Below are 11,524 nucleotides of genomic sequence, written 5' to 3' on the forward strand. Positions count from 1 at the left end.
GGACCGGGCATGGCACAAACCTAGGAAACGCGCAGGTCGGACCGCGTCCGTCAGGCTACGTCTCCGGCGTACGTCATGATGCTGCGCCGTCGGGGTACGTCACCGTGCCACCCAGTACCGCGGCGAGCTCGCCGCGGGACACCACCCCCAGTTTGGGGAACATCCGCTGGAGGTGGGTGCTCACCGTCCGGGGCGAGACGTACAACCGCTCGCCGATCTCCCGGTTCGTCAGACCCTGCGCGGCGAGCTGCGCGACGTGCAGTTCGGTCGAGGTCAGCCGGTCGACCACGGCCGGGTCCTGACGGGGGGACGACGTCCCCGCTGCGCGCAGCTCCTGCCGGGTCCGCTCCGCCCACGCCGACGCGCCGAGGGCGTCGAAGACCTCGCGTGCGGCCTGCAGGACGACGCGGGACTCCGCCGGCCTCCGGTGGCGCCGCAGCCACTCGCCCAGGGCCAGGTGCGCCCGCGCCCGCTCGAACGGCCAGTCGGTGGGGACGGCGTCGAGGGCCGCCCGGTAGAGCGGCTCGGCGTCGTCCTGCGGGCTCAGCAGGGCCCGGCTCATGCGCAACCCGCAGAGCAGGGCGGGCGAAGGGGTCGTCTCCCCGAGCAGGACCAGCTCCTTCACGACGCCGCGCACCGCCTCCGCGGATTCGCTGCGCACGGCCGCCTCGACCAGCTCCGCGACCGCGTAGAAGCGCAGCCAGGGGTGGAAGGCGGGGTCGGCCGGGTCGAAGACCCGGTGCAGGTGGCCGAACGCGTCGCCGTAGCGGCCCTCGCAGAGCGCCGCCTGCCCGCGGGCCGTCTGCAGGATGGCCAGCACCGGGCGCCCTCCGCTGGGCAGGGCCGCGCGCTCGGCCTCCGCCGCCCACGCCTCCGCCGCCGGGTCACCGCCGACGGCGGCCAGCTGCGCGCGGATGGCGTTCACCATCGCGTGCACGAGGGGCTGACCGGTCTCCAGGGCCAGTGACGCGGCCTCCTCCGCGGCGAGGAGACCGGCGCGCACGTCACCCAGCCGTGCGGCGCTCCCCGCCTGGACGCAGAGGGCGCGGGCCAGCATCGACAGCCTGCCCTGCGCCCGTAGGGCGTCCAGCGACCGCGCCGTCAACCGGCTCGCCAGGGCGGGCGCGCCCACCGTCACGGCGGCGGCGCCCAGGAGCTGGTCCCCCTCCGCGTTCTCGGACGCGCGCCGCAGCTGACCCGCCAGCCCTTCCATGACCGCCCCTCCCCGGTCGACCGGCGCCGAGTACGCCCGCAGGGCGACCAGGTCGGCGTCGTCGGCGTCCACGGGCATCCGGTCGGCGGCGGCGGCGACGCGCTCGCGGGCGGCCGGTCCCGGCTCGCCCCAGAAGCACTGCAGGACCGCGCCCCACAGCATGCGCAGCCCCAGTGTCGGCTCGCCCCCGGCGGCGATCTCGACCGCCAGCTCGGCCAGTTCGGCGGTCGCGGCGCCCTCGCCCCGCGTTCCCTCGGCCAGCGCGATGCTGACCCAGGCCGCGCGGCCGCGGTCCCGGACGGAGAGGTCCAGGTAGCGTGCCTGGGCCAGCAGGTGCGCCGCGACGTCCCCTTGGCCCGACTCCAGCGCGAGTTCCGCCGCCCGCAGCAGCCGGTCCGCCCGCGCGGACGGGTCCTTCGTCAGCTCCGCCGCCCGCCTCAGCGCGGCGAGGGCAGCGGCGACACCGCCCCGCCGGAGGGCCCTGTCGGCCGTGGAGTCCAGATCCCGCGCCACCCGTTCGTCGAAACCGGCGGTGGCGGCGGCGCGGTGCCACGCCTGCCGGTCGGGCTGCCCGTGGAGCGCGGCGGCCAGAGCGGCGTGTGCGGCCTGTCGTTCCGCGGCGGTGGCGGCGTGGTACATCGCCGAGCGGATGAGCGGGTGCCTGAGGGCCAGCCCGGCATCCACCAGACCGGCGTCGACCGCTGCGTCGAAGGCGGCGACGTCGACCGCCGTCCCGAGCATCCGGGTCGCCGCGGCGAGGCATTCGTCCATCGTCCCGTCGCCGTTGAGGGCCGCGAGGAGCAGGACCGCCCGGGTGTCGGCCGGAAGGCAGGAGATCCGCGCCGTGAAGGTCCGCTCCAGCCGCGCGGTCAGCGGCAGCGGACCCGGGTTGAGCGCGTACGCCCCGCCGACCGCCTGCAGCGCCACCGGCAGCTCGGTCAGCGCCAGCGGGTTCCCGGCAGCCTCCTCCAGCAGCCGCCGCCTGACCTGCGGTCCCAGGCCGGGGGCCACCGCGTCCAGCACCTCGCCCGACACCTCGTCCGTCAGCGGACCCAGGTGCAGCACGGGCAGACCGGCGCTGCTGAGGCGGTCGTCGAGGCTGCGGGTGACGGCGACCAGGACGAGGGGGTCGGACTCGATCCGCCGCGCCACGAACCCGAGCACGTCGAGGCTGGCACGGTCCATCCAGTGGGCGTCCTCGAGGACCACCAGGAGCGGTGCCTTCGCCGCGGCGTCCGTCAGCAGGGTCAGCGCGGCCAGGCCGACGAGGTACAGATCGGGGACGGCCTCGTCGACGAGCCCGACGGCCGCGAGCAGCGCGGTGCGCTGACGCCCCGGCAAGTCGTCGATCCTGTCCCGCAGTTGGTGGACCAGCTGGTGCAGAGCGGCACAGGGCAGGTTCTCCTCCGACTGGACCCCCACCGCAGTGACCACCTGGGTCCCGCCGCGCGCTGCCGCTGCCGCGGCCTCCGCGACCAGCGCCGACTTGCCGATCCCCGGCGCGCCGACGATCACCGTAGCGCCACCCGAGCCGCTGGCACCCTGCTCGACCAGGGCGGCCAGCGCGCGACGCTCCGTCTCCCGACCCAGGAGCGCCCGCCGCTGCATGTCCCACTCCGTTTCTCCGTGCCGTCCCCGCCACCCGAGGGCTCCGTGCCCGCGCGGGACCGGGCGACCCGGCGGAATGCCACTGGCAGGCGACCCGGAGGCCGAGTCGAGGCCGTCGGCACCATGGTATGCAGGCGCGCTCACCGCGCCGCCGCCGGGATGCACCGGAGCCAGGGCGTGCCCGCCGTTCGGAGAACGGCCGCCGCCGAGGAGGAGAAGCCAGGTCAAAGGGGTCGCCCCCCACGACGTCCCCCGGCGTCCGGAGGACGTCGTCACCCACCGGGCGGGCAGCGCCGTGGGCCAGTGCGTCCTTCCTGGCATCGAATGCAGCACCGCGCACAGCCCCTCCCGCCGGTGGCCGTGCGGCGTCTCCGGGGCTCAGGCTCCCCTGCCGGGGCCGCCGGAAGACCACGGACCCGTGCGTCCACCGGCGGCCTGTTCGAGACCGGGCCGGGGCTGGACGCCCTCGCCGAACGCATGCGGTTCCGCAAGACCTTCGTCCCACCCGACCTCGCCGTGCCGTCCGCCTACGTACCCGCGCTGCGGTTGACGGCGCAGACGCTTCCCGGCCGCTCGACGGAGCTGGTCATGCGAGGCCGGGACGGACCCGAACCCAGTGAACCGATTCCGGACCCGGTCCCACGGCGGCACGGCACCTCTCGTGGTCGTCAGAAGCGGAGGGCGAGGCCACCGGACTGCAGAGCTCGACCAGCAGGACGTCCCGACGCCCGCCCGAGGGAGTGGCAGCGCCGGTAGAAGATCGAACCTACTGAGTCGGCAGCCGCGAGCGATGGCTACTGGGAGTAGCGATATGGCGTGCTGCCCAGTGCGGTCAAGGGCGGGCAGGCGTCACCGCGAGCCCCAGAGGTACTGCAGCCGACCCCTCTCTACGCGTTTCCGCAGGTCAAGACCCTGCCTGACCTGCGGAAGCGGCGAGAGACCAACCTGCGTTCCCGCAGGTCAGCGGAGGTCCTACAGGTCGTAGTACAGCTCGAACTCGTGCGGGTGCGGCCGCAGCGCGATCGGGGCGATCTCGTGGGTGCGCTTGTAGTCGATCCAGGTCTCGATCAGGTCGGTGGTGAAGACGCCGCCCGCGAGGAGGTACTCGTGGTCGGCCTCCAGGGCGTCGAGGACGGCGCCGAGGGAGGCGGGGACCTGGGGGACGGCGGCGTGCTCGTCGGGGGCCAGTTCGTAGAGGTCCTTGTCGACGGGCTCCAGCGGTTCGATCTTGTTCTTGATGCCGTCGAGGCCGGCCATCAGCATGGCGGAGAAGGCCAGGTACGGGTTGGAGGCCGGGTCGGGGGCGCGGAACTCGATGCGCTTGGCCTTGGCGTTGGAGCCGGTGATCGGGATGCGGATCGCGGCGGAGCGGTTGCGCTGGGAGTAGACCAGGTTGACCGGGGCCTCGAAGCCGGGGACGAGGCGGTGGTACGAGTTGACCGAGGGGTTGGTGAAGGCGAGCAGCGAGGGGGCGTGCTTGAGGATGCCGCCGATGTAGTAGCGGGCGGTGTCGGAGAGGCCCGCGTAGCCCTGCTCGTCGTAGAAGAGCGGCGAGCCGCCGGTCCACAGCGACTGGTGGACGTGCATGCCGGAGCCGTTGTCGCCGAAGATCGGCTTGGGCATGAAGGTGGCGGTCTTGCCCGCCCGCCAGGCGACGTTCTTGATGATGTACTTGAACAGCATCAGGTCGTCGGCGGCGTGCAGCAGGGTGTTGAACTTGTAGTTGATCTCGGCCTGTCCGGCGGTGCCGACCTCGTGGTGCTGGCGCTCGACCTCCAGCCCGGCCTTGGCGAGTTCGAGGGACATCTCGGCGCGCAGGTCGGCGAAGTGGTCGACCGGCGGGACGGGGAAGTAGCCGCCCTTGTACTTGACCTTGTAGCCGCGCACGTCGCCCTCGGCGGAGCCGCTGTTCCAGGCGCCGGCCACCGAGTCGATGTGGTAGTAGGAGGCGTTGGCGGAGGTCTCGAAGCGCACCGAGTCGAAGACGTAGAACTCGGCCTCGGGCCCGAAGTAGGCGGTCTCGGCGATGCCGGAGGAGGCCAGGTACGCCTCGGCCTTGCGGGCGACGTTGCGCGGGTCGCGGCTGTACGCCTCGCCGGTGATCGGGTCCTGGATGAAGAAGTTGATGTTGAGGTGCTTCTCGGTGCGGAACGGGTCCAGCCGGGCGGTGGCGAGGTCGGGCACCAGGGCCATGTCGGACTCGTGGATGGCCTGGAAGCCGCGGATCGAGGAGCCGTCGAACATCAGGGTCTCGGACGGGTCGAAGGTGGCGGCCGGGACCGAGAAGTGCTGCAGCACGCCCGGCAGGTCGCAGAACCGGACGTCGACGAACTTGACGTCGTTGTCCGCGATGTACTGCTTCACCTCGTCGGCGTTGGTGAACATCCGTACTCCTCCTCGGCGTGCACGGTCTGAGTCTCCGTCGGGGGCGACTGGAGCCCCGGTGCAGGGGGCTCACGATAGGAACGGCCCGTTTCCGGCTCGTGACTCGCTTGTTTCCCACATGTTAACCAGGTCACTGGAACGGCTGGCAAAGCAGGATGCTTCCGGGCAAAATCCCTGCCCCGCTACGCCGCTGGCCATTCAGAGGTCTAGACCATTCGTGGCAGTCGGCCGAACCGGGTTCACCCCGGCGGGGAGGCCCCCCGGCGTGCCGCCGCCCGGGGGCGCCACCGGCCCCGGCCGTAAGCCCGGTTAGGGTGGATTCGTGGACACCAGAGAAGCACTCGGATCGTGGATCGACGGCCCGAAGGCGGCCGCCGAGAAGATGGGCGCCGACTTCGGCTACCGCGGCGAGCGCCTCGGCCTCCCGCAGACCGGTCCCGGCTCGATGGCCGGCCCCGGCCGCCGGATCGGCGCGCTGTTCGTCGACGGCTGGCTGGTCAGCCTGGTCGCGTACGGCCTGCTCGCCCGGGGGGAGCAGAGCTCCGCCAACCTGTGGACCACCCCGCTGTTCTACGCGGTGACGGTGCTCTTCCTGGCCACCACCGGCACCACCATCGGCAAGCGCCTGTTCGGCCTGCGGGTGGTCCGGCTGGACGGCACCCGCGCCACCATCCCGCAGGTGCTGCTGCGCACCCTGCTGCTCTGCCTGGTCATCCCGGCCGCGGTCTGGGACCGCGACGCCCGCGGCCTGCACGACAAGGCCGTCGGCACCGTCGAGGTCCGGATCTAGGCATCGACCCCGGCGCCACCGCCGAGCCCGGAACGCCGAACGGCTGCCGGAACGCCGAACGGCCGCCGGAACGTCGAACGGCCCCGCTCGTCGAGGAGGAACCTCGCGGGCGGGGCCGTGGTGTGGGAACGGGGGGAGTCGCGCCTCAGCGCGCGCCGCCCTTGGGCATCCGGGCGCCCTTCGGCATCGGGCCCTTGGGGATCGGCGCCTTGGAGAGCAGGTCGCCGAGCGCGCGCAGCCGGTCGTTGGTCTCGGTGACCTGGGCGGCGCTGATCGACCGGGGCAGGCGCATCAGGTGGATCTGCAGCTTCTTGAGCGGGATCTCGCCCTCGCCGTTGCCGACCACGATGTCGTGCACCGGGATGTCGCCGACGACCCGGGACATCTTCTTCTTCTCGGACGCCAGCAGCGGCCGCACCCGGTTCGGGTTGCCCTCGCCGATCAGCGCGATGCCGGCCCGGCCGACCGCTCGGTAGACCGCGTCCTGGTTGCGGGTGACCGCGACCGGGGTCTGGTTCGAGCTCCAGCCGCGCCGGATGTTGCCCAGCACCGCCGCGACCGCGCCCGGCTGGCCCTCCATCTGCCCGAACGCGGCCCGCTCGGCCCGGCGGCCGAACACGATCGCGACCGCCAGCACCGCCACCACGAAACCGAGGATGCCCAGGTAGATCGGGTGGTCCAGTGCGAAGCCGATGGCGAGGAACACGCCGAAGGTCAGCAGGCCGACGCCGGCGATGATCAGGCCGATCTTGGTGTCGACCTGCTTGGTCATAACGTATGCCTGGCGGATCTGTGCGAGCCGCCCAGGGGTATCGGATTTTTGCCTCGCCATACCGCTCATGGTACGTGGCGGCACAGGTGATCTTCCAAGGCGGTGCCGGTTCGTGACCCTCGGCTTTCCCCGACGGCGCCCGCTCCGGACCCCGGGCCGGGTCCGAGCCGGGTCCCGGCCCGGCCCCATCGCGCCCCCGGCCGCCGCCGGGCCCTCAGGCGCTGTGCTCGAACGCCCGTACGGCCTGCTCGCGTTCGCCCGCCAGCCGCCGGTTCTCGCACACCGCCGCCCACGCGTTGCGGCGCGCGCCGCGGATCAACAGCACCTGCTCGGCCCGCCGCAGCGCGGTACGGATTCCGGTACGCATCAACACCCACTCCTCGACCCGGGTACCGCTCCAGCGTCCCGGACGCCCGTTACCGTACGGTGACCCGGCCGTCAATGCCACGTGAAACGTCGGCCGCTAGCCCGTACGGCCCCCGGACGCGCCGGAGGGGCGGGCCCGCGCAGGGCCCGCCCCTCGACCCCGTCAGGGCGTGCGGCCTCAGACCGCGGCCGCCCGCTCCCGGTGCTCCAGCGCCTGCCGGTACAGCCGCCCGGCCCGGTACGAGGAGCGCACCAGCGGGCCGGACATCACTCCGGCGAAGCCCAGCTCCTCGGCCTCCTGCTGGAGCTCGACGAACTCCTGCGGCTTCACCCAGCGCTCCACCGGGTGGTGGCGCAGCGAGGGCCGCAGGTACTGGGTGATGGTGATCAGCTCGCACCCGGCGTCCACCAGGTCGGCCAGCGCCTCGCTGACCTCCTCGCGGGTCTCGCCCATGCCCAGGATCAGGTTGGACTTGGTGACCAGCCCGGCCGCCCGGGCCTGGGTGATCACGTCCAGCGAGCGCTCGTAGCGGAACGCGGGGCGGATCCGCTTGAAGATCCGCGGCACCGTCTCGACGTTGTGCGCGAGCACCTCGGGGCGGGCGGAGAAGACCTCGGCGAGCTGCTCGGGGACGGCGTTGAAGTCCGGGATCAGCAGCTCCACGCCCGTGCGCCCGGCCTCGCGGGCGGCGGTCATCGCGTGCACCTGGCGGACGGTCTCGGCGTACAGCCAGGAGCCGCCGTCCGCCAGGTCGTCACGGGCGACGCCGGTGATGGTGGCGTAGTTCAGGTCCATCGTGACGATGGACTCGGCGACCCGGCGCGGCTCGTCCCGGTCGAACTCGGCGGGCTTGCCGGTGTCGATCTGGCAGAAGTCGCAGCGGCGGGTGCACTGGTCGCCGCCGATCAGGAAGGTCGCCTCGCGGTCCTCCCAGCACTCGAAGATGTTGGGGCAGCCGGCCTCCTGGCAGACCGTGTGCAGCCCCTCCTTCTTCACCAGGGACTGCAGGGCGTTGTACTCCGGCCCCATCTTCGCCCTGGTCTTGATCCACTCGGGCTTCCGCTCGATGGGGGTCTCGCTGTTGCGGACCTCCAGCCGGAGGAGCTTCCTGCCGTCGGGTGCGACAGCGGACACGTGCGACTCCTAGAACTAGACGGGGTACCCCTCAGGGTACGCCTGCACTTCAACGGCCTGCGCCCGGCCCCGGGCTTGCCTTCGAAAGGCAACGCTCGGCGTGGCGCGAGGAATTCCGTCAGCCGACCGCGGCGACGGGCTCGGGCAGCTCGGCGAACACCTCGGCGAGCTTCCGTTCGACCACGTCCACCGCCGCCCCCACCGGGAACGGCCGGGCCAGCTCGCCGCTCAGCGAGGCGACCCCGGCGTCCCGGATGCCGCACGGGACGATCTTGTCGAAGTACGTCATGTCGGGGTCGCAGTTCAGCGCGAAGCCGTGCATGGTCACGCCGCGGGCCACCCGCACGCCGATCGCCGCGAGCTTGCGGTCGTCGCCGCGCTGGCCCGCGTTGGACGGGGCGTACTCGGGGCCGGCCAGCCGCGGGTCGATGCCCAGCGGCAGGCCCATCCGCAGGGTCAGCTTGCCGATCTCCACCACCTGCGCGGGGTCGACCACCGCACCGGGGATCTCCGCCCCCAGCTTCCACACCCCGCTGCGGCCCTCGATCCGGGTGGTCCGCACGCCGAACTCGGTGCAGGCCCGGATCAGCGCCTCCTCCAGCCGCCGCACGTACGCGACCACGTCGATCGGGTCCGGCAGCTTCACGATCGGGTAGCCGACCAGCTGGCCCGGGCCGTGCCAGGTGATCTCGCCGCCGCGGTTGACCTCCACCACCGGGGTGCCGTCCAGCGGCAGGTCCTCGGGGTTGGTGCGCTTGCCCATGGTGTACACCGGGTCGTGCTCCAGCAGCAGCACGGTGTCCGGGATCTCGTCCGCGACCCGCAGCGCGTGCAGCCGCTGCTGCTCCGCCCACGCCTCCTGGTAGGGGACGGTCCGCTCGCCGATGCCCATCCGCACGAACCGCACGTTCTCGCTCACCACGCCACTCCCTGCCGGCCGACCAGCCCAACCCGGCCACTGTACGCCCGCCGCCGGCAGGGGCCGCAGGGCCGCCTCAGCCGCCCGCCAACAGCTGGAGCCGCAGCGCGAGTTGGAGTTCCAGCGCCCGCTCCGGCTGGTTCCAGTCCCGGCCCAGCAGCACCTCCACCCGGTCCAGCCGCTGCACCACCGTGTTCACGTGCACGTGCAGCAGCTCCTTGGCCCGGGTCAGGCCGCCGCCGCAGTCGAAGTAGGCCCGCAGGGTGCGCACCAGCTCGGTGCCGCGCTTGGCGTCGTAGTCCAGCAGCGGGCCCAGGGTGGCCCGGACGAAGCCGTCCACGTCGTGGCCGTCGCCCAGCAGCACCCCCAGGAAGCCGAGGTCGGCGGCGCACGCCCCGTCCCCGTCCCGGCCCAGCACCCGCAGGGCCCGGACGCAGCGCACCCCCTCCGCGTACGCGGCGGCCAGCGCGACCGGGCCGCTCGCCGCCCGCCCGGCGCCGACCGTGACCGGCGAGCCCACCAGCCGGGCCAGCCGCTCGGCGGCCAGCGCGGCCACCGCGCCGTCGCCGTCGCCCTCGTGCGGGACGAGCAGCACCACGCCCTCGCCGAACTCGGCGCTGATCCCGCGCGAGCCGAACAGGTAGCGGGCCGCGGCCCCGGCCAGCCGCTCCCGGGACGCGGGGTCCTCGGCGACGGCGAACAGGGCCAGGTGCGGCCGGTTCAGGTCGACGCCCAGGCGGCGGCCGCGGGCGGTCAGCCCGGCCGGATCGCGGCCGGGGGCGGTGAGCAGGTCGGCGAGCAGCTCGCCGCGGACCCGGTTCTCGGTCTCGGCGACCGAGCGGCGCAGCAGGAGCAGCAGCGCGGTGACGATGCTCGCGCGCTCGAACACCCGCCGGTCGGCGTCGTCCAGCTCGGGCCGCCCGTGCAGCACCAGCGCGCCCAGCAGCTCCTGCCCGGCCAGCACCGCGCACACCCACTCGCCGCCGTGCCGCACCGCGTGGCCCTCGGCGCGGGAGGCGAGGACCGCGTCGGCCAGGCCCGCGGGGGCGCCGCCGGGGCCGGTGAGCGGGGCGCCCTCGGCGTCGTGGACGGAGGCGCCGCCGTCGAGCAGCGCGGCCACCTCGGCGGCCACGTCGGCGACCTCGGCGCCGCGCAGCACCAGGTCGGTGAGCCGGTCGTGGGCCTGCTCGGCGCGCTGCACGGCGGCGGCGTGGGCGCCGATGACGGCGTTGGCGCCGGCGAGCTCGGCGAGCGCGGCCCGGGTGTCGGCCAGCGACTTGGCGGTGTCCAGGGCGATCGCGGCGTGCGCGGCCAGCGTGCACAGCAGCGCGACCTCGTCGGGGGAGAAGGCCCGCGGCGAGCGGTCGGCCGCGAACAGCACGCCGATCACGCTGCCGCCCAGCAGCAGCGGCACCCCGATGATCGCGACCAGGCCCTCGTCCAGCACGCCCGCGTCGATCTGCCCGGTGTGCCGGAAGCGCTCGTCGACCCGGTAGTCGTGGGTGGCGTAGGGGCGGGCGGTCTGCGCGACCAGGCCGCCGAGGCCGTCGCCGAGGCTGAGCCGCAGGGTCTGGAAGATCGGCGAGACGGAGCCGTCGGTGACCCGCATGTACGTGTCCCCGGCCCGCTCGTCGGGCAGCGTCAGGTAGGCGGTGTCGGTGCCGAGCAGCATCCGGGCCCGCCGGACGATGGCCTGCAGCACGGCGTCCAGGTCGCGGGAGGCGGCCAGGTCGCCCGCGGTGTCGAACAGGGCGGTCAGCTCGGCCTCGCGCCTGCGGTGCTGGCGCATCGTGCGGTGCACCCGCAGGGCCTGCCAGGTGGCGTCGTCGATCTCGGTCAGGACCTCGGCGGGCGCGCCCCGGCGGCGCGCCTCGGCGAGGACCTCGCCGAAGTCCTCGGTCGCGGCGCCGGTGGCCAGCAGGTCGAGGAGTCTGCGCAGCGCCGGCGCGGCGGTGGTGTGGCGGTCCATCGCGGTCTTCCCTTGTTCCTAGTGCCCCCGTGCCCCCGGTGCCCCGCCCGCCGGAGCGGACCGGGGCCGCGCCCTCCCCGGGCGGCGGTCGCCGCCCTGCTGCGCGGCCCCGATCCTGCCGGAAGCGCCCGCGCACCGACAGCCTCCTTCACGGAGTCCACCCGAGCGGGGCGCCGCGGCTCAGTGCGCCGTCCAGCCGCCGTCCACCGGCAGGCTCGCGCCGGTCACGTACGAGGCGCCCGGCGAGCACAGCCAGAGCGCCAGCTGCGCGACCTCGTCCGGTTCGATCAGCCGCTTCACGGCGGTGCGGTCGAGCATGATCCGCTCGACCACCTCGTCCTCGTGGATGCCGTGCGCCAGCGCCTGC

At 73.8% G+C, this 11,524-nt stretch carries 9 protein-coding genes; 1 reads left to right on the forward strand and 8 read right to left on the reverse strand.

All coding sequences use genetic code 11. The features are described from left to right. Positions 1-73 precede the first annotated feature (73 nt). Together OO57_RS22495 and glnA are read right to left on the reverse strand one after the other, a co-directional pair. Positions 74-2,821, reverse strand: coding sequence for an AAA family ATPase (locus OO57_RS22495; protein WP_033254397.1), 2,748 nt, complete (start codon positions 2,819-2,821; stop codon positions 74-76). A 972-nt stretch (positions 2,822-3,793) separates the two neighbouring features. Further along, positions 3,794-5,206 carry a type I glutamate--ammonia ligase gene (glnA, locus tag OO57_RS22500; protein ID WP_033254398.1) on the reverse strand — a complete coding sequence of 471 codons (1,413 nt, stop codon included), beginning with the start codon at positions 5,204-5,206 and terminating at the stop codon, positions 3,794-3,796. A 322-nt stretch (positions 5,207-5,528) separates the two neighbouring features. On the opposite strand from glnA, the gene OO57_RS22505 reads away from it, so the two are divergent. Beyond that, positions 5,529-5,996, forward strand: a complete 468-nt coding sequence (locus OO57_RS22505) for an RDD family protein (protein ID WP_033254399.1) — start codon at positions 5,529-5,531, stop codon at positions 5,994-5,996. A gap of 145 nt (positions 5,997-6,141) precedes the next feature. Here the strand turns inward: OO57_RS22505 and OO57_RS22510 are convergent, their stop codons facing one another. The 6 genes from OO57_RS22510 to OO57_RS22530 form a co-directional block, all read right to left on the reverse strand. Next, the gene (locus tag OO57_RS22510) at positions 6,142-6,828 is read right to left on the reverse strand and encodes a DUF4191 domain-containing protein (RefSeq protein WP_033254400.1); all 687 of its coding nucleotides are present in this window, start codon (positions 6,826-6,828) and stop codon (positions 6,142-6,144) included. Between the two features lie 154 nt (positions 6,829-6,982). Beyond that, entirely contained in the window at positions 6,983-7,135 is a 153-nt protein-coding gene (locus tag OO57_RS44850; RefSeq protein WP_199811302.1) for a hypothetical protein, read from the reverse strand. A 177-nt stretch (positions 7,136-7,312) separates the two neighbouring features. Then, complete coding sequence (locus OO57_RS22515) at positions 7,313-8,269, reverse strand: lipoyl synthase (protein WP_033254401.1); 957 nt, start codon at positions 8,267-8,269, stop codon at positions 7,313-7,315. Between the two features lie 118 nt (positions 8,270-8,387). Next, on the reverse strand, positions 8,388-9,161 hold the full coding sequence (gene lipB / locus OO57_RS22520) for a lipoyl(octanoyl) transferase LipB (RefSeq protein ID WP_033254414.1): 774 nt from the start codon (positions 9,159-9,161) through the stop codon (positions 8,388-8,390). Between the two features lie 103 nt (positions 9,162-9,264). Further along, entirely contained in the window at positions 9,265-11,157 is a 1,893-nt protein-coding gene (locus OO57_RS22525; RefSeq protein WP_033254402.1) for a helix-turn-helix domain-containing protein, read from the reverse strand. 180 nt (positions 11,158-11,337) lie between these two features. Next, the coding region (locus tag OO57_RS22530; protein WP_033254403.1) for an SDR family oxidoreductase at positions 11,338-11,524 on the reverse strand (187 nt) is incomplete at its 5' end.

This window comes from Kitasatospora phosalacinea, assembly GCF_000717185.1.
In the GTDB taxonomy this organism is placed as follows: Bacteria; Actinomycetota; Actinomycetes; order Streptomycetales; family Streptomycetaceae; genus Kitasatospora; species Kitasatospora phosalacinea_A.

Excerpts from the sequence above, each read along its gene's own strand:
- OO57_RS22510 (WP_033254400.1), bottom strand. The coding sequence starts at position 6,828 with ATGGCGAGGCAAAAATCCGATACCCCTGGGCGGCTCGCACAGATCCGC.
- OO57_RS44850 (WP_199811302.1), bottom strand. The coding sequence starts at position 7,135 with ATGCGTACCGGAATCCGTACCGCGCTGCGGCGGGCCGAGCAGGTGCTG.
- glnA (WP_033254398.1), bottom strand. The coding sequence starts at position 5,206 with ATGTTCACCAACGCCGACGAGGTGAAGCAGTACATCGCGGACAACGAC.
- OO57_RS22495 (WP_033254397.1), bottom strand. The coding sequence starts at position 2,821 with ATGCAGCGGCGGGCGCTCCTGGGTCGGGAGACGGAGCGTCGCGCGCTG.
- OO57_RS22525 (WP_033254402.1), bottom strand. The coding sequence starts at position 11,157 with ATGGACCGCCACACCACCGCCGCGCCGGCGCTGCGCAGACTCCTCGAC.
- lipB (WP_033254414.1), bottom strand. The coding sequence starts at position 9,161 with ATGGGCATCGGCGAGCGGACCGTCCCCTACCAGGAGGCGTGGGCGGAG.